At 70.9% G+C, this 22,205-nt stretch carries 20 protein-coding genes; 8 read left to right on the top strand and 12 right to left on the bottom strand.

The window, feature by feature from the left end; genetic code table 11:
• Window positions 1–10: 10 nt before the first annotated feature.
• Both BKK79_RS25580 and BKK79_RS25585 read right to left on the bottom strand, forming a co-directional pair.
• Window positions 11–445, bottom strand: a complete 435-nt coding sequence (locus BKK79_RS25580; protein WP_071017558.1) for an EamA family transporter — start codon at window positions 443–445, stop codon at window positions 11–13.
• 17 nt (window positions 446–462) lie between these two features.
• The gene (locus tag BKK79_RS25585) at window positions 463–852 is read right to left on the bottom strand and encodes a GNAT family N-acetyltransferase (protein ID WP_071039192.1); all 390 of its coding nucleotides are present in this window, start codon (window positions 850–852) and stop codon (window positions 463–465) included.
• 254 nt (window positions 853–1,106) lie between these two features.
• Between BKK79_RS25585 and BKK79_RS25590 the strand changes: the two genes are divergently transcribed.
• Window positions 1,107–2,591, top strand: coding sequence for an AMP nucleosidase (locus tag BKK79_RS25590; protein WP_071017555.1), 1,485 nt, complete (start codon window positions 1,107–1,109; stop codon window positions 2,589–2,591).
• A 113-nt stretch (window positions 2,592–2,704) separates the two neighbouring features.
• Here the strand turns inward: BKK79_RS25590 and BKK79_RS25595 are convergent, their stop codons facing one another.
• From BKK79_RS25595 to BKK79_RS25610, 4 genes are all read right to left on the bottom strand, one after another.
• A complete protein-coding gene (locus BKK79_RS25595; protein WP_071017553.1) occupies window positions 2,705–3,349 on the bottom strand; it encodes an OmpW/AlkL family protein in 645 nt (214 codons plus the stop codon).
• Window positions 3,350–4,495: 1,146 nt separating this feature from the next.
• A complete protein-coding gene (locus BKK79_RS25600) occupies window positions 4,496–4,786 on the bottom strand; it encodes a DUF6587 family protein (RefSeq protein WP_071017551.1) in 291 nt (96 codons plus the stop codon).
• Between the two features lie 38 nt (window positions 4,787–4,824).
• Entirely contained in the window at window positions 4,825–6,678 is a 1,854-nt protein-coding gene (gene feoB, locus BKK79_RS25605; RefSeq protein ID WP_071039193.1) for a ferrous iron transport protein B, read from the bottom strand.
• 16 nt (window positions 6,679–6,694) lie between these two features.
• Window positions 6,695–7,003: a FeoA family protein gene (locus tag BKK79_RS25610; protein ID WP_071017547.1), complete on the bottom strand. Its 309-nt coding sequence runs from the start codon at window positions 7,001–7,003 to the stop codon at window positions 6,695–6,697.
• A gap of 73 nt (window positions 7,004–7,076) precedes the next feature.
• On the opposite strand from BKK79_RS25610, the gene BKK79_RS41220 reads away from it, so the two are divergent.
• Entirely contained in the window at window positions 7,077–7,250 is a 174-nt protein-coding gene (locus BKK79_RS41220; protein ID WP_198173397.1) for a hypothetical protein, read from the top strand.
• A 59-nt stretch (window positions 7,251–7,309) separates the two neighbouring features.
• On the opposite strand, the gene BKK79_RS25615 is transcribed toward BKK79_RS41220, so the two are convergent.
• Window positions 7,310–8,236: a LysR substrate-binding domain-containing protein gene (locus tag BKK79_RS25615; protein ID WP_084085164.1), complete on the bottom strand. Its 927-nt coding sequence runs from the start codon at window positions 8,234–8,236 to the stop codon at window positions 7,310–7,312.
• Window positions 8,237–8,418: 182 nt separating this feature from the next.
• Between BKK79_RS25615 and BKK79_RS25620 the strand changes: the two genes are divergently transcribed.
• From BKK79_RS25620 to BKK79_RS25635, 4 genes are all read left to right on the top strand, one after another.
• Complete coding sequence (locus BKK79_RS25620; RefSeq protein ID WP_071039194.1) at window positions 8,419–10,245, top strand: acyl-CoA dehydrogenase family protein; 1,827 nt, start codon at window positions 8,419–8,421, stop codon at window positions 10,243–10,245.
• Window positions 10,246–10,406: 161 nt separating this feature from the next.
• Window positions 10,407–11,402 carry a Bug family tripartite tricarboxylate transporter substrate binding protein gene (locus BKK79_RS25625; RefSeq protein WP_071017543.1) on the top strand — a complete coding sequence of 332 codons (996 nt, stop codon included), beginning with the start codon at window positions 10,407–10,409 and terminating at the stop codon, window positions 11,400–11,402.
• Window positions 11,403–11,501: 99 nt separating this feature from the next.
• Window positions 11,502–11,942 (top strand): PaaI family thioesterase, encoded by a 441-nt coding sequence (locus tag BKK79_RS25630; RefSeq protein WP_071017542.1) that lies wholly within the window; start codon window positions 11,502–11,504, stop codon window positions 11,940–11,942.
• A gap of 54 nt (window positions 11,943–11,996) precedes the next feature.
• Window positions 11,997–13,145, top strand: coding sequence for a CaiB/BaiF CoA transferase family protein (locus BKK79_RS25635; protein WP_083384324.1), 1,149 nt, complete (start codon window positions 11,997–11,999; stop codon window positions 13,143–13,145).
• A 323-nt stretch (window positions 13,146–13,468) separates the two neighbouring features.
• On the opposite strand, the gene BKK79_RS25640 is transcribed toward BKK79_RS25635, so the two are convergent.
• From BKK79_RS25640 to BKK79_RS25655, 4 genes are all read right to left on the bottom strand, one after another.
• On the bottom strand, window positions 13,469–15,178 hold the full coding sequence (locus tag BKK79_RS25640; protein ID WP_071039195.1) for a lactate permease LctP family transporter: 1,710 nt from the start codon (window positions 15,176–15,178) through the stop codon (window positions 13,469–13,471).
• A 322-nt stretch (window positions 15,179–15,500) separates the two neighbouring features.
• A complete protein-coding gene (locus tag BKK79_RS25645; RefSeq protein ID WP_071017538.1) occupies window positions 15,501–16,946 on the bottom strand; it encodes a LutB/LldF family L-lactate oxidation iron-sulfur protein in 1,446 nt (481 codons plus the stop codon).
• Window positions 16,943–17,734: a LutC/YkgG family protein gene (locus BKK79_RS25650; RefSeq protein WP_071039196.1), complete on the bottom strand. Its 792-nt coding sequence runs from the start codon at window positions 17,732–17,734 to the stop codon at window positions 16,943–16,945. The genes BKK79_RS25645 and BKK79_RS25650 overlap by 4 nt, the downstream gene beginning before the upstream one ends.
• Window positions 17,731–18,513 (bottom strand): (Fe-S)-binding protein, encoded by a 783-nt coding sequence (locus BKK79_RS25655; protein ID WP_071017535.1) that lies wholly within the window; start codon window positions 18,511–18,513, stop codon window positions 17,731–17,733. The genes BKK79_RS25650 and BKK79_RS25655 overlap by 4 nt, the downstream gene beginning before the upstream one ends.
• Window positions 18,514–18,708: 195 nt before the next feature.
• Between BKK79_RS25655 and BKK79_RS25660 the strand changes: the two genes are divergently transcribed.
• A complete protein-coding gene (locus tag BKK79_RS25660) occupies window positions 18,709–19,431 on the top strand; it encodes a FadR/GntR family transcriptional regulator (RefSeq protein ID WP_232346445.1) in 723 nt (240 codons plus the stop codon).
• A gap of 99 nt (window positions 19,432–19,530) precedes the next feature.
• On the opposite strand, the gene BKK79_RS25665 is transcribed toward BKK79_RS25660, so the two are convergent.
• A complete protein-coding gene (locus BKK79_RS25665; RefSeq protein ID WP_071017533.1) occupies window positions 19,531–20,568 on the bottom strand; it encodes an AI-2E family transporter in 1,038 nt (345 codons plus the stop codon).
• A 240-nt stretch (window positions 20,569–20,808) separates the two neighbouring features.
• On the opposite strand from BKK79_RS25665, the gene BKK79_RS25670 reads away from it, so the two are divergent.
• Window positions 20,809–22,191 (top strand): ethanolamine ammonia-lyase subunit EutB, encoded by a 1,383-nt coding sequence (locus BKK79_RS25670; RefSeq protein ID WP_071039197.1) that lies wholly within the window; start codon window positions 20,809–20,811, stop codon window positions 22,189–22,191.
• The last annotated feature ends 14 nt before the right edge of the window (window positions 22,192–22,205 follow it).

Below are 22,205 nucleotides of genomic sequence, written 5' to 3' on the forward strand. Positions count from 1 at the left end.
TCCGCCCCGGTCAGCGTTTGAAACCCAGCACCAGCACGCCAGCGCCGACCAGCAGGATGCCGGCCCACTCGCGCAGGCTGGGCCGCTCGCCGAGGAAGATCACGGCGAACACGGCCACCAGCAGCAGGCTGAGCTTGTCCACCGGCGCCACCTTGGAGGCATCGCCAATCTTGAGCGCGCGGAAGTAGCAGACCCAGGAAGCGCCCGTGGCCAGCCCGGACAGCACCAGGAAGGTCCAGGTCCTGGGCGAGAGCGCGAGCGGATTGCTCCACTTGCCGGTGTAGAACACGAACAGGCTCAGCACGACGATGATCACCCCGGTGCGGATCAGCGTGGCAAGGTCGGAATTGACGCCTTCCAGGCCGATCTTGGCGAAGATCGCGGTGAGCGCGGCGAAGGCCGCCGACAGCAGGGCCCAGTGGAACCAGGTGGTGGAAGCGCTCATCGGTGGCCGCGCCGCGTTCAGGAACGGCGGCGTTCCATGGCGACCATCGACGGGGTGAAGCCGAGCTGGCCGAAGAAGGCCGCTTCGGACGAGCGCGCCGCGCGCAGCACCCAGGTGATGTCGGGATCGTCGCCCATGACGTGGCGCATCAGCGCCCGGCCGACGCCCTGGCGGCGGTGGCTCGGGGCGACCGCCACCATGGACAGGTAGCCGTCCGAGATGCCGTCGCACAGCGCCCGCGCGAAGCCGACGATGCGGCCGCCATCGACCGCGACCGCGACGCGCTGCGAGTTCGTCACCAGCTGCGCGAAGCGCTCGGGATTGTTGACCCGGTGGGCCCAGCCGTTCTCTGCAAGGAGTTGCCTGGCGGCCTCGATGTCTGCGGGCACCAGATTTCGGATTTCCATCAACGGCTCTCCTTGCCAAACGTGTACAGCACTCCGCCGTGCCGCCATGCCGTCGGTGGCGCGGTGAGTCCGGACGCCGTCCGCGCGGGGCGGGCGGCGTAATTGGCGCAGAGTTTAGCGAGCGGGTGCGCCAGCGTCAATTTTGCCGGTGCCGGGCCGGCCGGCGTTCCACCGGCGGCGGGCTCCGCGGCGGGTGCCTGGCGCACGCACCACCGGCATGCCCGCGCCGGCGGGCGGCACGGTATCATCGGTCCATGAACGCCGCCATCTATTCCCCCGCCCATCCCGCCGACCAACTGGCCGAATTCACCGACGCGGACGCCGCGCTGACGCGCATCACCGAGATCTACCGGCACTCGGTCAGTGCCATCAAGGCACGTTTCGATGCCTTCGCGCAGGGCCGGCCCCTGCCCTCGGCGGCCCATGCCTGCTATCCCTACCTGGGCATCTCGGTCAACCTGGAAACCATGGTGACCGACAGCCGGCCATCCTGGGGCACGGTGGCCTATCCGGGGGTCTATGGCACCACGCTGACGCGCCCGGACCTGTTCGCCGACTATTTCCGCGACCAGATCGAGCGCCTGATGCGCTATCACCGCGTGCCGGTGGTGGTCGGCACCAGCCGGCGCCCGATCCCGCTGCCCTTCGTCATCGAGGCGTCCACCACCGACATCAACCACACGCAGGCGCGCGAACTGGCGGCATCGTTCGTGCTGCCCGAACTGAGCCGCATCGACGATGCCATCGCCAACGGCACCTACGAATCGGTGCCGGGCGAGGCCGATCCGCTGTCGATGTTCCCGGCCGAGCGCGTCGATCTCGCGCTGCAGCGGCTGTACCACTACACCGGCACCGCACCCGAGCACTTCCAGCGCTTCGTGCTGTTCACCAACTACCAGCGCTACGTCGACGAGTTCATCGAGCTGGGCCGCTCGCACATGGCGGCGGAGCACGACGACGGCAACGGCTACGTGCGCTTCGTCGAGCCGGGCGACGTGGTGCAGGAGCGCGGCGGCGCGGTGCCGGACGACGCCGCGCGGCCGCGCGCCTTGCCGCAGATGCCGGCCTACCACCTGGTGCGCGGCGACAAGCTGGGCGTGACGCTGGTCAACATCGGCGTCGGCCCGTCGAACGCCAAGACCATGACCGACCACCTGGCCGTGCTGCGTCCGCACTGCTGGCTGATGGTCGGCCACTGCGGCGGCCTGCGCCGCTCGCAGCAGCTCGGCGACTACGTGCTGGCGCACGCCTATGTGCGTGACGACCACGTGCTCGACCAGGACCTGCCGCCGTGGGTGCCGGTGCCGCCGATCGCCGAGATCCAGGTGGCGCTGCAGGAGGCGGTGGCACGCGTGACCGGCCTGTCGGGGACCGAGATGAAGACGCGCATGCGCACCGGCACGGTGGTGTCCACCGACGATCGTAACTGGGAGCTGAAATCGAAGGCGCTGTACGCGCGCTTCAACCAGTCGCGCGCGATCGCCATCGACATGGAAAGCGCCACCGTGGCAGCCAACGGCTTCCGCCTGCGCGTGCCCTATGGCACGCTGCTGTGCGTATCGGACAAGCCGCTGCACGGCGAGCTGAAGCTGCGTGGCATGGCCAACGCGTTCTACCGCCAGCGCGTCAGCCAGCACATGACCATCGGCCTGGAGGCGATCCGCATCCTGCGCGAGAACGGCGTCGAGCAGCTGCATTCGCGCAAGCTGCGCAGCTTCGACGAACCGGCCTTCCGCTGAGGCGGCCTTCGTGCGGACGCCGCACGAAGGTCGGCATGAACGCCGGCGCGGCGGCAGGGAGCCCCTGCCGCCGCGCCGGGTAGGAAGAGGGAGGCGGGCCGGGCCCGCCGCCTTCAGAAGCGGTAGCCCACACCCATGCTGAACAGCCACGGGTCGAGGCTGACCGACGAGATCTTGGTGCCGTTGGACTTGATGTCGCTGGAGATCCAGGTCTTCTTGATGTCCGCGTTCAGGAACCAGTGCTTGGTCAGCCTGTAGTCCATGCCGATCTGCAGCGCGGGCCCCACGCTCCACTGGTCGAGCGCCAGGCCGCCGGCGATATCGGCACCCCAGATGCGCGTCACGTTCACGCCCACGCCCACGTAGGGGCGGAAGGTGCCTTCGGGCTGCAGGTGGTATTGCAGCATGAGGGAAGGCGGCAGGTGCTTGAACGAGCCGATCTTGGTGCCACCCAGGTAGACGTCCTGCTTCTGCGGCACGGTCAGCACCAGCTCGGTGGCGATGTGCGGCGTGATGAAGTACGTCACGTCCAGTTCGGGGATCCACTTGTTGTTGACCGTCACGAGGTCGCTGGGGCCGACGCCGCCGATCGGGGCGGACGTATTGTCCATGTTCAGGTAGGTGCCGCGCAGGCGCACCATCCAGTTGCCTTGCGGCTCCACATCGGCGGCGGAGGCCGGCACGGCGGCGAACAGGGACAGCGCGGCGATGGCGAGGCAGGCGGCGCGGGTGGGGAGGAGAGGTCTGGCTTGGCTCATGGTCTTCTTGCTCTGGTTGCTCAATCTGCGAGGCCGGTCAGGTCGGCCGTTTGACGAGACCAGTGTGACCGAGGCCACTTTCCGGGGCTTTGACGCAACGCAATAAGTCGGCCGCGGTGTCTCGCCGCTGCCACAGCCCGCCACGCGAGCGCGCAGCGGCATCGCTCATGCGCCGCGCATGCCTCGCGCACGCATCCCGCGCACATCCCTCACGCGCTGTCTATCCACATGCGGAATGATTCGTGGCGCCGCGCGGCGCCCGCCCTTACGCTATGCGCACGGTCTGATCGCCGCGTGCCAGGCGCGCGGCGGCGGGCCAAGGAGCATGTCGTGGGCGTCCGCAAGGACGTCTTTGCCGGCGCGTCCCGTGGGGGCGGGACGCACCGGCATTCTTTTTCCACGGCGTTTTCCTGTCCTGCCCACTGCGGCCACGTCGTGCCCTCGTGCCCCCGTGTTCCGCGTCCCGTTCGCTGCGTCCGTTCCATCCCATTCCCGATTCCCTTGATCGCTGCGGCCACGCCCGCTCGCCTCGGCGCGGGCTCGCGCAGGCGGCACGGCGATGCTGCCACGGGAGCCTCGTCGTCGCTGGGCTGGGATGGGCGCGACATGGCGGGCGTACCCATTTCTGCGTGCATCACCCGAGGGGGTGGCAGGCCCCGAAAACGGGGCGCCGGTGCGGCCCGAAGGCTGCGCACGGCCCAGCCCAGCGGTATCCGCCGAGGGCATTGATGCCAGCGTGGGCATGATGGCAATGTGGTGGGCGTACCCGTTTCTGCGTGCGCCGGCTCCGGCCGGTCCGGGGGGCGGATGCTGCTGGAGCGAGGCCGGAATGACGGGCCGGAAGCGCGCCGAAAGAGTACCTCCGGCGGTGGCTCACCCCGGCGCTGACGTGGCGGCTCGGCTGTCGCGGCGCCGCTCCGGGAGCGAAAGCGTACCCGTTTCTGCGTGCCCGGGCGGAGGCAGGAAAGGCCTGTGGCTGCGCGGCGGATGGGCGTGCGTGTCCCGGGGCGCGGGTGCGTCCGTGGCCGGGATCGTGTGAGGGGAGCGGGTGGGACCGGGGAGGGGCGGGGAGGGTCGGCGAGGAGGGCCCGGCGCCGGGGGACAGGTGAGCAGTGCGGGCGCGGCGGCAGCCGCCGCCGGCGTGGCTCAGGGCTTGCGTACCAGCCGCACCGGCTGCTCGGCCGGCGGCGTGCTCGAGGCGCAGGTATTGCAGCCGCCGCTGTCGCAGCCGCTGGCGCAGCCGGCGGCCGCCTGCGGGGCCAGCCATGCGACCAGACGTGCGCGCCAGCCGGTGGCGGCCGGGCCGCCCAGGCCGGCTGCCAGTGCGGCCTTGAAGCGCTCGCGCGTGCGCGGCGCATAGCGGGCCGCCACCGACAGCGCGCAGGCCAGCACGATCAGCGGCACCAGCAGGCTTTCGAAGGCGTGGTAGAGGCTCATGGCTTGGGCTCCCGGGTTCCTGGAATCGAGCGGGCCGCTCAACTGAACAGCAGCGCGATACGGTAGGTCAGGAAGGCGGCCAGGTAGGCCAGGCCTGCCTGGTAGGCCACCGAGAGGGCCATCACCTTCCACGAATTGGTCTCGCGGCGGATCACCGCCATGGTCGAGATGCATTGCGGCGCGAACACGTACCAGGCCAGCAGCGCCAGTGCGGTGGCCAGCGACCACTGCGCGGCGATGACCGGGGCGAGCTGCGCGGCCATGGCGTCGTCGCCGCCGCCGCCGGACAGTGCGTAGACCGTGGCCAGCGCGCCCACGGCGACTTCGCGTGCGGCCAGGCCGGGTACCAGCGCCACGCAGATCTGCCAGTTGAAGCCGATCGGGGCGAACACCTTCTCCAGCGCCTGGCCGATCATGCCGGCGAAGCTGTAGTCGATGGCGGGGCCGGTGGCGCCCGCCGGCGGCGCGGGAAAGCTGCCGAGGAACCACAGCAGCACGGTCAGCGCCAGGATCACCTTGCCCACGCGCGACAGGAAGATGCGGGCGCGCTCCCACAGGCCGAGCGCGAGGTCGCGCAGGTTGGGAATGCGGTAGGAGGGCAGCTCCATCATCAGCGGATGATCGGTGCGGTCGCGGCGGAAGTACTTGAGCACGTAGGCCACCACCAGCGCGCTGAGGATGCCCGTCAGGTACAGGCCGAACAGCACCAGGCCCTGCAGGTTGAACAGTCCCAGCACCGTGCGTTGCGGAATGAAGGCGCCGATCAGCAGCGTGTAGACGGGCAGGCGGGCCGAGCAGGTCATCAGCGGCGCCACCAGGATGGTGGTGAGCCGGTCGCGCGGGTCCTGGATGGTACGCGTGGCCATGATGCCGGGGATCGCGCAGGCGAAGCTCGACAGCAGCGGGATGAAGGAGCGTCCGGACAGTCCCGCGTTCATCATCAGGCGGTCTAGCAGGAAGGCCGCGCGCGGCAGGTAGCCCGATTCCTCCAGGGTCAGGATGAAGAGGAACAGGATCAGGATCTGCGGCAGGAACACCACCACGCTGCCGGCGCCGGCGATCAGGCCGTCGGTCAGCAGGCTCTTGAGCATGCCGTCGGGAAGGTAGGTGCCGATCAGCTCGCCGAAGGCGTGCACGCCGCCCTCGATGCCGTCCATCAGCGGCGTGGCCCAGGAGAACACGGCCTGGAACATCAGGAACAGCAGTACCGCCAGGATCAGCAGGCCGAACACCGGATGCAGCACGATGCGGTCGAGGCGGTCATCGAGCGCCGCCGTGCGCGCGGGCATGGAAATGGCCGCGTCCAGCAGGCGCTTGACCTCGCGGTGGACGTCGCCTTCCTCGGCCGGCACCGCCGGCACCGCCGGCAGGGTCTGGTCGAGCACCTGCAGCAGCGCCGCGGCGCCGTTGCGCTTGACCGCCACCGTCTCCACCACCGGCACGCCCAGCGCGGCCGACAGCTTGGCCACGTCGATGCGGATGCCGCGCCGTGCGGCGGCGTCGCTCATATTGAGCACCACCACCATGGGCAGGCCGAGGCGGCGCAGCTCGAGCACGAAGCGCAGGTGCAGGCGCAGGTTGGTGGCGTCCACCACCGAGACCAGCAGGTCGGGGCGCGGCTCGTCGGCGCGGTGGCCCAGGCAGATATCGCGCGTGATGGCCTCGTCGAGGCTGGCGGCGTGCAGGCTGTACGCGCCGGGCAGGTCGAGGATGCGCACCTGGCGGCCGGCCGGCGAGATGAAATGGCCTTCCTTGCGCTCGACCGTGACGCCGGCATAGTTGGCCACCTTCTGGCGGCTGCCGGTCAGGCGGTTGAACAGCGCGGTCTTGCCGCAATTGGGATTGCCGACGAGCGCGATGCGCAGGGCCGGATGGGTCGAAGCGACAGGCATATTGGGCTGGGGAGGCTCAGGCGACCGAACGGCGTGCCGTCGAGGCATTCGCGTCCTGGGCGGCCGGTTCGAGGCGGGAGACGGAGGCGCTGGCCACTTCGATCGCGATGCGCTCGGCCTCGGCGCGGCGCAGCGCGAAGCGGGTGAAGCCGACCTGGGCCACCAGGGGGTCCTTGCCGAAAGGGCCATGGGCCACGATCTGCACCGTTTCTCCCGGTACGAAGCCCAGCTCGCGCAGGCGGCGCGAGACCGGATCGTTCGGCATGGCGTCTTCCACTGAGGTCACGACGGCGACGGTGCGCCGCGGCAGTTCAGGCAACCGCATGATGCTTCCAGTGCAGGGACCGGCTTCGCCATCGGGGGCGCCCGCGCAAGCAGGGAAACCGCGTCCAGGATACGTGAATGAAAATCGTTTTCATTGTATCGCATTCTGGACCCGCCGCGCCGCCGGCGCCGTCGCGGGCGTGCGCCGCCGCCCGCAGCGGCGGGTGGAAGTGGCCGCAAGCCGCACAATTAACGCAATTGCGTTATTGGTCGCGCATTGCGCCGGGGGTAAGCTGCAGGCACGCTGAACACCCCGTTCCACGCGTACTTCAAGGCCACCGGCCCCGCGCGGCCGGTGGCCTTTTTCTCATGGCAGGCCGGATACGCCCACGCCATCGCCCGGTCCGTCCGGCAGCCCCTGCCCCTGCCCCACCATCTCGACGAAGCGCTCGCGCGCCGGGTGATCGGGCGTCAGCTTCCAGGCGCAGTAGACTTCCGACGGCACGGTGGACTCGGCCAGCGGGCGGAATGCCGCGCCCGCCATGCCGGAGCGCTGCAGCGCCGCCGGCACCACCGCCACGCCCATGCCCTGCGACACCAGCGAGACCACCGACAGCCAGTGGCGCACCTCGTGGCGGATCTGCGGGTAGAAGCCCTGCGCGGCGCACATCTCGAAGATGCGGTTGTAGTAGTCGGGCGATGCCTTGCGCGAGAACAGCACGAAGGGTTCGCCGCGCAACTCTGCCAGCGCCACCGCCGGGCGCGTTGCCAGCGCGTGGTCCTGCGGCATGCAGCAGACGAAGGATTCGCTGTGCGCCAGGATCGCGCCGAGTTCGTCGGGCAGGTGGCGCGTATGCACGAAGCCGGCGTCGAGCTGGCCGTGCAGCAGGGCATCGATCTGCTCCTGCGAATTCAGCTCGGTCAGGGCCACCTCGATGCCCGGATAGCGGGCCTGGAACGCCCGCAGGTGCTCGGGCAGGCCACGGTACAGCATCGAGCCGACGAAGCCCACGCGCAGCCGCCCCACCGCGCCGGCTTCGATCTGGCGCGCCAGCAGGCGCGCCTCCTCGGCCTGGGCCAGCAAGGCCGTGGCCGACTCGCGGAAGGCGCGCCCGGCCGCCGTCAGGCGCACGCCGCGGCTGTCGCGCTCGAACAGGCGCGCGCCGACCGAAGCCTCCAGCTGCTGGATGTTGAGCGACAGCGGCGGCTGCGAGATGGCGAGCCGGCGCGCGGCGCGGCCGAAGTGCAGCTCCTCGGCCAGCACGAGGAAGTAGCGCAGGTGGCGGAATTCCATGGCAATACAGAAAACATATTGATCGAGCCAATTTTAGAATTAGACACGAATCGGCGGGGTTTGAATAATGGGGTTCAGCCAGTCCCCGCGCCTGGCGCCCCACCGGCCCGACCGGGATGCTTTCCCGGCACTTCCTGCCGGCGCGCGTGCCGGCAGCGGGGCCAAAGACCAGGAGACCCCTCATGCCGACCAGCGCCGCCCGCCAGGGCGTACCCGTTTCTGCGGCCCCCGATTCTGCCTCCCCGGTGCCCGTTGCCCAGGCCGCCGCCGCGCACCCCGTGCCCGACCGCCACGGCAGCAACCTGTTCACCGACGACCCGGACCTGCGCGCGCTGCTGCCGCTCTACCTGCCGCAGGCGCTGGTCTCGCACCTGCTGCCCCATCTCGACCGCATGGGCGCCCTGGCCGGCGGCGTGCTCGACGAACTGGCCCGCACCGCCGACCACAATCCGCCCACGCTGTCGCACCGCACCCGCAGCGGCGTCGACGCGCAGCGGGTCGACAAGCACCCCGCCTATGTGCAGATGGAACGTGTGGCTTTCGCCGAATTCGGCCTGGCCGCGCTGTCGCACCGCGCCGGCGTGCTGGGCTGGGATGCGCCGATGCCGCCCGCGGCCAAGTACGCGCTGACCTACCTGTTCGTGCAGGCCGAGTTCGGCCTGTGCTGCCCGCTGTCGATGACCGACTCGCTGACGCGCACGCTGCGCAAGTTCGGCGATCCGGCCCTGGTCGAGCGCTACCTGCCGAACCTGACCACCCAGGTCTTCGAGGACCTGTACCAGGGCGCCATGTTCATGACCGAGCAGGGCGCCGGCTCCGACGTGGCGGCCACCGCCACGCGCGCCGTGTGCGACGCGCAGGCCGAGGGCGGCTGGCGCCTGTCCGGCGACAAGTGGTTCTGCTCGAACCCGGACGCCGGCCTGGCCATGGTGCTGGCGCGCGTCGAGGACGAGGCGGGCAACGCCGCGCCGGGTATCAAGGGCGTGTCGCTGTTCCTGCTGCCGCGCACGCTGTCCGACGGCAGCGCCAACCACTTCCGCATCATCCGCCTGAAGGACAAGCTGGGCACCCGCTCGATGGCCAGCGGCGAGATCCGCCTCGAAGGCGCGCATGCCTACCTGGTCGGCGAACTCGGCCGCGGCTTCGTGCAGATGGCCGACATGATCAACAACTCGCGCCTGTCCAACGGCGTGCGCGCGGCCGGCCTGATGCGGCGCGCGCTGACCGAGGCCCGGTTCATCGCGCGCGAGCGCCAGGCCTTCGGCAAGCGGCTCGACGGCATGCCGCTGATGCGCCGCCAGTTGCTCAAGCTGACCCTGCCCACCGAGCAGGCGCGCACCATGGTGTTCCAGACCGCCGAGGCGCTGCGCCGCGCCGATGCCGGCGAAGCCGACGCCTACCCGCTGATGCGCATCCTGACGCCGCTGATCAAGTTCCGCGCCTGCCGCGACGCGCGCAAGGTCACCGGCGACGCCATGGAAGTGCGCGGCGGCTGCGGCTATATCGAGGAATGGAGCGACCCGCGCCTGGTGCGCGACGCCCACCTCGGCTCGATCTGGGAGGGCACCAGCAATATCGTCGCGCTGGACGTGCTGCGCGCCATCCGACGCGAAGGCGCGCTGCCGGTGCTGCAGGCGCACCTGGCCGGCCTGCTGGCCGACACCCCGCTGCATCCTGAGGCGCGTCTCGCCTTCGCCGCCGCGGTGGCGCGCGCCGCCGGGCTGGCGCAACAGGCGGCCGAGGCTGGCGCCGACGGCGACGTGCTGGCGCGCCAGGCCGCCTCCGCCCTGTACCACGTCACCGCCGCCGTCGCCATGGCGTGGGAGGCCGGCCGCATCGGCTCGGTGCGCCGCATGCGGCTGGCCCAGCTGGTGCTGGTGCATCGCGTGCTGCCGCAGGATCCGCTGGCCGGCGCGGCCGAGCCGGAATGGCTGGCCGAGACCGTCGACGCACCCGAGGACGGCCCGCTGCGCGCAGCGGGCGCGGTCGACGCCGTCAACCTCTTCTAGCCGCTTCCTCGCCGATCCATCGCTGGTTCATCGCCGGCCCTGGACCGGCCGCGTGCCAGGCCCGCGTGCCATGGCGCGCCGGCGCCACCGCCGCAGCGCGGCGGCGGCGCCGGTCCCGGCATACCCGCCGGGCCCACATAAGACAGACCCTGGAGACAAGCATGACCACGTCCAACACGCCCCTGTGGCGGCGCTTCGCCGCGTTCGCCGGCTGCGCGCTCTGCCTCGCCGCCGCCCCCGCCTTCGCCCAGAAGGACTTCCCCAGCAAGCCCCTGATGCTGGTGGTGACCTACCCGCCGGGCGGCCCCACCGACGCCATGGCGCGCACGCTGGCGGCCGCGCTCAAGAGCAGCCTCGGCCAGCCCGTGGTGGTCGAGAACCGCGCGGGCGCCGGCGGCAACATCGGCGCCGAGGCGGTGGCGCGCGCCGAACCCGACGGCTACACGCTGATGTTCGGCACCTCGGCGCCGCTGGCCATCAACGTCAGCCTGTACCGCAAGATCAACTACGATCCGGTCAAGAGCTTCGCGCCGGTGATCCAGATCGGCCACCTGCCCAATGTGCTGGTGGTCAACCCCGGCGTCCCCGCCAGGAACGTGCAGGAACTGGTCGCCTACGGCAAGGCGCACCCGGGCAAGCTCAGCTACGCCTCGTCGGGCAACGGTGCCTCGTCGCACCTGGCTGGCGTGATGTTCAACAACCTCGCCGGCACGGACTTCCAGCACATCCCCTACAAGGGCACCGGCCCGGCGCTCAACGACCTGCTGGGCGGCCAGGTCAGCATGGCCTTCACCGACGTGCTGACGGCGCTGCCCTTCATCAAGAGCGGCAAGCTGCGCGCGCTGGGCGTGACCACGCGCACACGCTCGCAGGCACTCCCCGACCTGCCCACCGTGGCCGAGCAGGGCGTGCCCGGCTTCGACGTCTCGGTCTTCTTCGGCGTGGTGGCGCCGGCCGGCACGCCGGCGGACGTGATCGCCAAGCTCAACCATGCCTTCGCCGACGCGCTGCAGCAGCCGTCCGTGCGCAAGACCCTGCAGGCGCAGGGGCTGGAGTTCGCCGGATCCACGGCGCCGCAGCAGCTGGAGGGCTTCATCAAGTCCGAGGTGGTCAAGTGGCGCGACGTGGTGAAGAAGTCGGGCGCGCAGCTCGACTGAACGGGAGCGGGCAGGCTGGCCGGGCGCGGGCGGCGCGCTGCGCGAGCGGTGCCGCCGCCGTATCATGGCGGCTTCGATAGTCACCGCTCTGGAAAACCCATGCAACAACCTTCCGAACTCCCTGCCAACGCATTCGCCGGCGAAGCCCCCGGTGTGCTGTTCGGCCTGCCGATGCCGATGGCCAGGGCCTTCGGCCTGCGCGGCGAGGCGATCGGCAACGATCAGGCCCGCGTGCGCATGCAACACAACACCGACTACACCAACAGCCGCGGCGACGTGCATGGCGGCGCCATCGCCACCCTGCTCGACTGCGCGCTGTCGTGCGCGGCACGCTCGCACGATCCGGCCCGCTACGGCGTGGTCACCGTCGACCTGACCGTGCATTTCATCGCGCCGGGCCGCGGCGATGTCATCGGACTCGGCTTCTGCGAACGGCGCGGCCGCGCGCTCAGCTTCGTGCGCGGCGAGGTCCGCGACGAGGCCGGCGAGCTGCTGGCGCTGGCCACCGGCACCTTCAAGCTGGTCGAGCGCGCCGCCTGACGGCAGCGCCCGGTCGACCCGCCAACCCATCCGCCGCATCGAGGAACTCACAACATGAATGCTGCACCCGCTGCTTCCGCCGCCATGCCCGGCGCGCTTGCCGGCATCCGCGTGGTCGACCTGTCGCGCATCCTGGGCGGCCCGTACTGCGGGCAGATCCTGGGCGACCACGGCGCCGACGTGCTCAAGATCGAACCGCCGCAGGGCGACGACACCCGTACCTGGGGCCCCCCGTTCAAGGATGGCGTGGCGTCTTACTACTTCGGCCTCAACCGCAACAAGCGCGTGATGACGCTGGACCTGACCCAGCCCGCGGGGCGCGAGGCGCTGCTCGCGCTGCTGGCCGACGCCGACGTGCTGATCGAGAACTTCAAGACCGGCACCATGGAGAAATGGGGCCTGGGCTATGACACGCTGTCGCGGCGCTTCCCGCAACTGGTGCACTGCCGCGTCTCCGGCTTCGGCGCGGACGGCCCGCTCGGCGGCCTGCCCGGCTACGATGCCGCCATCCAGGCCATGACCGGCATCATGAGCATCAACGGCGAGGCCGATGGCGAGCCGCTGCGCGCGGGCCTGCCGGTGGTCGACATGGTCACCGGCCTGAACGCCGCGCTGGGCGTGCTGCTGGCGCTGCAGGAGCGCGGGCGCAGCGGCCGCGGCCAGTTCGTCGAGGCGGCGCTGTACGACTCTGGCCTGTCGCTGCTGCACCCGCATGCCGCCAACTGGTTCATGAACGGCAAGACGCCGGGCCGCACCGGCAATGCGCATCCGAACATCTATCCCTACGACACGGTCGCCACCGCTACCGACCCGATCTTCCTGGCGGTAGGCAACGACCGCCAGTTCCGCATCCTGTGCGAGCACCTGGGCGTGCCGGCACTGGCCGACGACGAACGCTACGCCACCGCCGGCGCGCGCTCGGTCAACCGCGCCGCGCTGAAGGTGGAGCTGGAGCAGCGCATGGCCGGCCGGGACGGCAAGGCCCTGGCCGACACGCTGGTGGCCGCAGGCGTGCCGTGCGCGCCGGTGCTGTCGGTGCCGGATGCGCTGAAGCATCCGCACACCGCGCACCGCGGCATGGTGGTGGAGATGGAAGGCGGCTATACGGGCCTGGGCGCGCCGGTCAAGCTGAGCCGCACGCCGGCCACGTACCGGCATGTGCCGCTGACACCGGGCGAGACGTTCCTGCCGCGGGAGGAATAGGCGGGATGGGATGCGGTCGCGCTGGACGCAGCCACCAGACACGCCAACGCCGTGGGCCAAGCATGGTGTCTTGGCTCCCTCGCCCCGCATGGGGAGAGGGCGGGGGAGAGGGGTGGTTTAGCAAGGCGCCACGCCCAGCGAAGCCAACGGTGTGATCCAGCACGCGAGCACGGAAACGAAGCCGATGGTGTCATCCCACCCGCCACGGTCAGCCAGCGCCTGCCCTCACCCCCGGCCCCTCTCCCGCAAGCGGGAGAGCGGAGCGGACCGGCGCGGCGCGAGCGCGGCCGCGCCGGGCCATGCCGCTTCGAACTCCGGATTCCCTAGCCCGGAATCATCCCCGTCAGCCAGTAGGCCTGCACCATCGTGATGAGGCCCACGATCACCGCGAACAGCAGGCTTTGCTTGACCGTGAAGCGGAACAGCTCCGACTCCTTGCCGACCAGCCCGGTGGCCGCGCAGGCCACGGCGATCGATTGCGGCGAGATCATCTTGCCGGTCACGCCGCCGGTGGTGTTGGCGGCCACCAGCAGCGTGTCGTGCACGCCGATCTGGTGGGCGGTGGTGCTCTGCAGCGAGCAGAACAGCGCGTTGGACGAGGTGTCCGATCCGGTCAGGAACACGCCCAGCCAGCCCAGGAAGGGCGAGAAGAAGGGGAAGGCCGCGCCGGTGCCGGCCAGCAGCAGGGCCAGCGTGGATGACATGCCCGAGTAGTTGGCGACGAAGGCGAAGGCCAGCACCAGGCCGATCGACAGGATGGGGCGGCGCAGTTCCAGCAGGGTCTCGCCGAAGGTGGCCAGCAGCGCGCCGGGCTTCATGCGCAGCAGGACGGCCGATACCAGCGCCGTCAGCAGGATGGCGGTGCCCACCGCCGACAGCAGGTCGAGCTTCAGCACGGCTTCGTAGGGCTTGGGCGAGGCGACGATCGGCGCCGCCTTCAGCACCATCTGGTCCAGCCCGGCGATCTTGAACTTCAGCACCGTGCCGGCCAGCGCGCCGTTGGCGGCGAACAGGGCCTTGAACGGCGCCAGGCTCCACACCGTGACCACGGCGGTCAGGATCAGGAAGGGCGACCACGCGCGCAGCGTCTGGCCGGCGCTATAGGGCGAAGGCGTGCGCGGTCGCGCCGCCTTGCCGCCCAGGCCGCCACCGAAGCCCGCCAGCGCCGCGGCACCGCCGCCGACGCCGACGGTGCCGCCGGCTGCCTGCCGCGCGCTGCGCGGTTGCCACACCTTGAGAAAGGCCGCCAGCGACACCAGGCTGACCAGTGCCGAGGTGATGTCCGGCAGTTCCGGCCCGATATGGTTGGAGGTGAAGTACTGCGTCACGGCGAAGCTGCCGCCGGTGACCAGCGCCGCCGGCCAGGTTTCCTTCACGCCCTTGGCGCCGTCCATCATGAACACCAGCCAGAACGGCACCGCCAGCGACAGCAGCGGCAGCTGGCGGCCGGCCATGGCGCCGATGTGCATGGCATCGATGCCGGTCACCTGGCCGGCGACGATGATGGGGATGCCCATGGCGCCGAAGGCCACCGGCGCGGTATTGGCGATCAGGCACAGGCCGGCGGCGTACAACGGGTTGAAGCCCAGGCCCACCAGCAGCGCGGCGGTGATTGCCACCGGCGCGCCGAAGCCCGCCGCGCCTTCGAGAAAGGCGCCGAAGGCGAAGCCGATCAGCAGCATCTGCAACCGCTGGTCGTCGGTGATGGCCAGCACCGAGGCGCGGATCACGTCGAACTGCCCGGTCTTGACCACGATCTTGTAGAGGAACACCGCCGTCACGATGATCCAGGCGATCGGCCACAGGCCGTAGGCGAAGCCGAAGCCGGCCGCCGCCAGCGCCTGCTTCGCCGGCATGCCGTAGGCGAACACCGCCACGGCGAGCGCCAGCAGCAGCGTGATGGCCGCCGCCACATGGCCCTTCAGGCGCAGCACGGTCAGTGCGAGAAAGAAGAACAGGATGGGAACGGCGGCCGCCAGCGCCGACAGCCAGAGGCTGCCGAGCGGCGTGTAGAGCTGGGTCCAGGGTTGCACAGTAGTCTCCTGAGGGATGGCGTTGGATTGGTGGTGGTTGTTTTTGGGGGGCGGTGGCTTTGGCTGCCGTTGTCTTGTCTGGAGCAATCGCTTTGCAGGCGTCTCGTGCCGATCTCGTGTCGGTCCTGTCCTTGCGCGTCGCATCGCGTGCCCGCTTGTTTGCTCCCCTCTCCCGCTTGCGGGAGAGGGGTTGGGGGAGAGGGCAGGCAGGCGCCAGAACGACGGCACTCACTTCGCGCGAGCGCCCGCCCTCTCCCACGGCCCCTCTCCCACCGGCGTGCGAGAGGGGAGCAGGCCATTGGCTACGCGCGCGGCTTCAGCCCTACTCCGCCTGCCCGCGCTCGCGCAGCAGGTCGGCCAGGCTGCGCTCGGCCGGCACCAGCGGCGCGCGATGCCGCGTCCAGCCCATCTGCTGCGCGGGCGCTAGCGCGCGCAGCCGCGTGGCGGCCCAGCGGAACAGGCGGTAGCGCGACGGATGGGCGAAGGCGCCGCTCCAGAAGCGCCAGATCAGGTGTTCGCCGCGGCGGTACTTCGCGCCCTGGCCGCGCAGCGGGTGTGCCACCTGCTCGTGCGGGTCGCGGTTGGCCTCGGTGCGCAGCCGTACCAGCAGTTGCGGGATCGGGATACGCACCGGGCACACCTCGCCGCAGGCGCCGCACAGGCTCGATGCGGTGGGCAGGTCGGCGGTGGCCTCCAGTCCGAGCAGGTGGGGCGAGATGATCTTGCCGATCGGGCCCGGGTAGGTGGTGCCGTAGGCATGGCCGCCGATGCGCGTGTAGACCGGGCAGTGGTTCATGCAGGCGCCGCAGCGGATGCATTGCAGCGTGGCGCGCAGCTGCGCGTCGGCGTAGGCCTGGCTGCGGCCGTTGTCGAGCAGCACCAGGTGCAGTTCGCGCGGGCCGTCCAGCTCGCCGGCGCGGCGCGGGCCGGAGATCAGGTTGAAGTAGGTGGTGATGGCCTGGCCGGTGGCCGAGCGCGTGAGCAGGCTCGACAGCGGCACGATGTGCTCCAGCCTGGCCACCACCTTTTCCATGCCCATGATGGCGATGTGCACGTCGGGCACGGTGGTGGACAGGCGGCCGTTGCCTTCGTTCTCCACCAGCCACAACGTGCCGGTATCGGCGGCGGCGAAGTTGACCCCCGACAGCCCGATGTCGGCCTCGACGAAGGCCTGGCGCAGCGCGCGCCGGCCCGTCTGGATCAGCTCGTCGACATCCTCGGTGTAGGGCGTGCCGGGAATGTGCTGCGCGAACAGTTCGGCGATATCGCCGCGCGTCTTGTGGATGGCCGGCATGACGATGTGCGAGGGCTTCTCGCCGGCGAGCTGGACGATGTACTCGCCCATGTCGGACTCGATGCAGTCCACGCCGCGCTCGGCCAGGTAATGGTTCAGCTCCATTTCCTCGCTCGCCATCGACTTGCCCTTGATCACACGGCGCGCGCCGCGCGCCTGGGCGATGCCGTGGATGATGGCGTTGGCCTCGTCGGCGGTCTCGGCCCAGTGGACCTGCACGCCGGCGGCGGCCAGCTTCGCCTCGAGTTGCACCAGCAGCTCGGGCAGCCGCGCCAGCGCGTGCTGGCGCACGGCTTCGCCGAGGTCGCGCAGCTGCTCCAGTTCCTCGCCGTCGGGGAACTGCACGGCGCGCTTGCCTTGCAGGAAGTCCATGGCGCCGCGGAAGCTGGCGCGCAGCTTGTCGTCCTCCAGCGCGGCGCGGGCGCGCGCCTTGAAGTCGGCGGCGGGCACGAATTGCATGGGGCGGGCGTTCATTGCGGCTCTCCTTGCGGCGTGGCCGGCGCGGGGGCCTCGTCGACGATCCACACCCACAGCCGGCGCGGGCCGTGCGCGCCGTAGGCCAGGGTCTGCTGGATGTCGGAGGTCTTGGATGGACCCGACACCATCACCAGGTTGGTCGGCATGCCGTCGGCCCAGCGCTCGGCCTGCACGGCCGCGTGCAGGTCGGCATGCAGGGTGCGGGCATGGACCAGGGCCACGTGCAGCGGCGGTACCAGCGAGACCGTGCGCGGACTGCCGGCGTCGGGCGCCAGCACCAGCGTGCCGGTGGCGGCGAGGGCGGAGCGCGCGACGGTGAAGCCGGCGTCGATGGTGTCGAACAGCTCGGCCTTCCAGGCTTCGAGCGGCTGCTTGTAGGCGCGGGCCTGCACCGAGGGCGGCAGCGCGCGCGCCAGGGCGGCGCCTTCGCTGCCGGCCGGGTCGAGCAGCAGGCGGCGCACGCCGGCCTCGGCCAGCCGGGCCGCCAGCTGCCCGGGCCAGGAGACGGCGTCGCTGCGCCAGACCTCGGCATGCGAGGCTTCCAGCGCGCGCTGCAGGGTGTCGGCCAGCGCGGCAGTGGATGGTGCCAACGCGGGCCGGCGCGCGGCGTAGTGGGCGTCGATGCGCCGGCTCAGTGCCTGTGCGCCTGCCGCATCTGCCGCATCTGCCGTAGCTGGCGCCACGCCGGCCTGGGCCTCGGCGCGGGCCGCGCGCAGGCGGCCGAGCATGCGCTCGCGCGCGCCCTGGCCGGGCTGGCCGTTGCGGGTGGGAGCGGGGGCGCTCATGCCTGCCCCTCCCCGCCGGTGCGGCGCCACAGGAAGCTGGCCAGGTGCTCCACCGGCAGCGGCGCGCCCTGGTGAACGGCGGCATGGCCGATATTGAGCAGGCAGCCGCAGTCGGCCGAGACCAGCCGTTCGCAGCCGGTGGCGCAGGCTGAGGCGATCTTGTCCTGGACCATGGCGCCGGAGATATCGGGGTGCTTGAGCGAGAAGGTGCCGCCGAAGCCGCAGCACTCGCTTTCGCGGGCGTGCTCGACGCGGGTCACGCCCGGCAGCGCGTCGACCATGGCCACGCCGTGCTCGCGCGTACCCATTTCTCGACGGGCTCCGCAGGAGGTGTGCAGCACCACCCGCTCGTGCGGCTGGCCGGCCGGCGCGCGTGCCGCCAGGTCGAGCTTCAGCACATGCAGCAGGAATTCGGTGAGTTCGAACACGCGCTCGGCGAGCGCGCGCGCCTTGGGACCGAGCACCGGGTCGTCTTCGAACAGCCGCGGCCAGTGGTGGCGCATCATGCCGGCGCAGGAGCCGGAGGGCACCACGATGGGCCAGGGTTCGGCGAACAGGTCGAGCTGGGCGCGCGCCACGGCGCGGGCCTCCTCGGGATTGCCGCTGCTGTAGGCGGGCTGGCCGCAGCAGCTCTGCTGGCGCGGATAGTGGACGGTCAGGCCCTCGCGCTCGAGCAGCCGGACCGCATCGAGCCCGGCCTGCGGCACGAACAAGTCGACCAGGCAGGTGGCGAACAGGTAGACCTGCGCCGGGGCGGCGGGATATTGCCGATGAATCATGTCTCGCTCCGCAAGGCTTGGGCTGCGCCTTTGTCTGAGGGTGGGGGACGCCGGCACGCCGGCGCGGCGGACTGCTGCGCGGCGTGTTTGGGCGCATAATTCACGCTTCCGCGCGCCAGTTCAAATTGGTTGGACCAGAGGCAGCGCAGGCGCAGGGGACCAGGGGGAAGCGATGCAGGGAGCGGGGAACGGACCATGGCGGGGATGAGCCCGGCCGGCGGCGCGCGCGGGCGGGTCGAGGCGGTCATGCGCCGCATGGAGACCGCTCTGCTGGACGGCACCTGGGCGCCGGGCACGCGGCTGCCCGCCGAGCGCCAGCTCGCCGAGCAGTACGCGGTGGCGCGCAACACCGTGCGCGAAGCGATCCAGCGGCTGGCCGCGCGCGGCCTGCTGCAGAGCCGGCGCGGCGCCGGCGTCTACGTCACCGACCAGCTGCGCGCCGGCATCGCCTCGCCGTGGGGCCAACTGGTGGCGGACCACCCCGCGCTGCGCGACGACATCCTGGAGTTCCGCCGCGTGCTCGAAGGCGCCACCGCCTATTTCGCCGCGCTGCGCGCCGACGCCGGCGACATCGCGCGCATCCGCGCGCTGCTGCGGGAACTGGAGCGCACCCGCGCCGAGGACGACAAGGCCGCCGAGGCCGATGCCGACGCGCGCCTGCACGACGCCATCGCCCAGGCCTCGCACAACACCATGTTCCTGCACCTGCATACCAGCGTGATCGGCATGCTGCGCGAACACATCACCATCAATGGCACCGGCCTGCGCGAGCAGGACGCCACCGCCTCCGGGCAACTGCTGCTGCAGCACCGCACGCTGTGCGAGGCGATCTGCGCGCGCCGCCCCGAAGAGGCGCGCACGGCCATGCAGACCCATATCGATTTCGTGCGCAGCCACGTCGAGCGGGACGGCGGCTGAGGCCCGCCGGCCATTTCGCCGGGGGCGATGCGAGCGGAATTGGTCCAACCGCTGGCGCCGCGCGGCGTATGCGCCGCGGGCCCGGCGGCCGATGCCGCCTCAGACCAGCTCGACGGCGGCCAGTTCGCGCTTCAGGTAGGCGTAGAAGATCGGGCCGGCGATCACGCCCGGGATGCCGTACAGGGTTTCCATCAGCAGCATCACGGTCAGCAGTTCCCACGCCGCGGCCTGGATGCGCGCACCGATGATGCGGGCGTTGAGGAAGTACTCCAGCTTGTGGATCACCACCAGGTAGAACAGGGACAGCACGGCGATCGGCAGGGATACCGACAGCGAGGAAACCACGATCGCGGTATTGGAGATCAGGTTGCCCAGCACCGGCAGCAGGCCGACCACGAAGGTGATGACCACCAGCGTCTTGCCCAGCGGCAGGTGCACGCCGAACAGCGGCAGCACCAGCAGCACGTAGGCCGCCGTCATCACCGTGTTGATCAGGGAGATCTGCACCTGCGCGAAGATGAACTGGGCGAAGGCGCGCTGCAGCATGCGCGCCCGCTCCACCAGCGCGGCCGCCAGCGGGCGCCGGTTGGGCTTGGAGATGGCGCGGTAGAGCGCGACCATGGCGCCGATCACGCAGCCCACCAGGATGTGCACCAGCGTGCGCAGCACCTCGGCCCCCAGCTTCTGCGCCATCTGCGCGTGCTCGCGCAGCCAGTGGATCAGCGTGTTGGCCAGCTCTTCCACGCCGCGCGGCAGGGCATCGCTGATCCAGGGCGGCAACTGCCCGCGCGAGCGGTCGATGATGTCGGCCACGTGGTCGAGCAGTCCGTCCAGGGTCCTGCCCTCGCCGCCGATGAAGCGGGCCAGCGCCCAGCCCGCCAGCCCCAGCGCCAGCAGCAGCAGGGTGCTGAGGATGGCGACGGCGAGCGCGTCGTGCTTCTGGTGCAGGCGGGTCAGTTTCGGCGCCAGCACGTCGACCAGCGAATACAGCAGAAGTCCCGACAGCAGCGCCGCCACCAGGTTGGCCTGCAGCACCATCCAGAGCGCCAGCGCGCTGAGCGCGTAGGCGACCGTGCCGACATGGGCCCAGGCCGGCAGCGGGGTGCGCGGCGATGGGGTGGGATCGGGTTCCGTCATGCGTTCTCCAAATGGGGATGGGGTACCGATGTGCCGGCACCGTCTCTCTGCAACGATTGTCGGTGGCGCCGGAGCCGAAGGCAAGGCCGCCCGGCTGGCGCCGCGGGTCGGGTTTGCGCGATGATGTGGCTAGTCCACTGCAGGAGCCGATGTGCCAGCCCAGACACTGCCTGCCCCCGCCCTGTCCTGCGACGCCGTCCGGCCCGGCGCGATGGCCGCGCCGCGCGGAGGCTGAGCGCCATGGCCTTCACCCGCACCGTGGGCCTCGAGCGCCACGTCTTCGCCGACCTCAAGACCCTGCTGGCCAAGGCCGGTCCGGCGCGCTCCGGCGACAGCCTGGCCGGCGTGGCCGCCGCCAGCGAGGCCGAGCGCATGGCCGCGCGCCTGGCGCTGGCCGACCTGCCGCTCGCGCATTTCCTGGCCGAGGCCGTGGTGCCCTACGAGGACGACGAAGTCACCCGCCTGATCATGGACAGCCACGACCGCGCGGCATTCCGCGAAATCGCCTCGCTGACGGTGGGAGACTTCCGCAACTGGCTGCTGCGGCACGAGACCGACGCCGCCGTGCTGGCGCGCGTGGCGCCGGCCATCACGCCGGAGATGGCGGCGGCGGCCAGCAAGCTGATGCGCAACCAGGACCTGGTCTCGGTGGCGCGCAAGTGCCGCGTGGTGACCCGCTTCCGCAATACCATCGGCCTGCCCGGCCGGCTGTCGGTGCGCCTGCAGCCCAACCACCCGACCGACGATCCGAAGGGCATCGCCGCCGCCATCGTCGACGGCCTGCTGTATGGCTGCGGCGACGCCACCATCGGCATCAACCCGGCCACCGACAGCCTGCCCGCCATCGTGGCCCTGCTGCGCCTGGTCGACGCGCTGCGCCAGCGCTTCGACATTCCCACCCAGTCCTGCGTGCTGACCCACGTCACCCACACGCTGCGCGCCATCGAGCAGGGCGCGCCGGTGGACCTGGTGTTCCAGTCGGTGGCCGGCAGCCAGCGCGCCAATGCCGCCTTCGGCATCGACCTCGCGCTGCTGGCCGAGGCGCGCGCGGCGGCGCGCGCGCTGGGGCGCGGCACGGTGGGCGACAACCTGATGTACTTCGAGACCGGGCAGGGCAGCGCGCTGTCGGCCAATGCGCACCACGGCGTCGACCAGCAGACCATGGAGGCGCGCGCCTATGCGGTGGCGCGCGCGTTCTCGCCGCTGCTGGTCAACACCGTGGTCGGCTTCATCGGGCCGGAGTACCTGTATGACGGCAAGCAGATCATCCGCGCCGGGCTGGAGGATCACTTCTGCGGCAAGCTGCTGGGCCTGCCGATGGGCTGCGACGTCTGCTATACCAACCATGCCGAGGCCGACCAGGACGACGTCGACACGCTGCTGACGCTGTTCGGCGTGGCCGGCATCCACTTCATCATGGGCGTGCCGGGCGCCGACGACATCATGCTCAACTACCAGAGCACGTCCTTCCACGACGCCCTCTACCTGCGCGAGACGCTGGGCCTGCGGCCGGCGCCCGAGTTCGAGGCCTGGCTGCAGCGCATGGGCCTGGCCGATGGCAGCGGCCGCCTGCTGCCGCCGGGCAGCCGCCAGCCGTTGCTGCGGCTGGCGCATGAGCTGTGAAAGGCGCTGCGAAG

The organism is Cupriavidus sp. USMAA2-4 (assembly GCF_001854305.1).
In the GTDB taxonomy this organism is placed as follows: Bacteria; Pseudomonadota; Gammaproteobacteria; order Burkholderiales; family Burkholderiaceae; genus Cupriavidus; species Cupriavidus malaysiensis.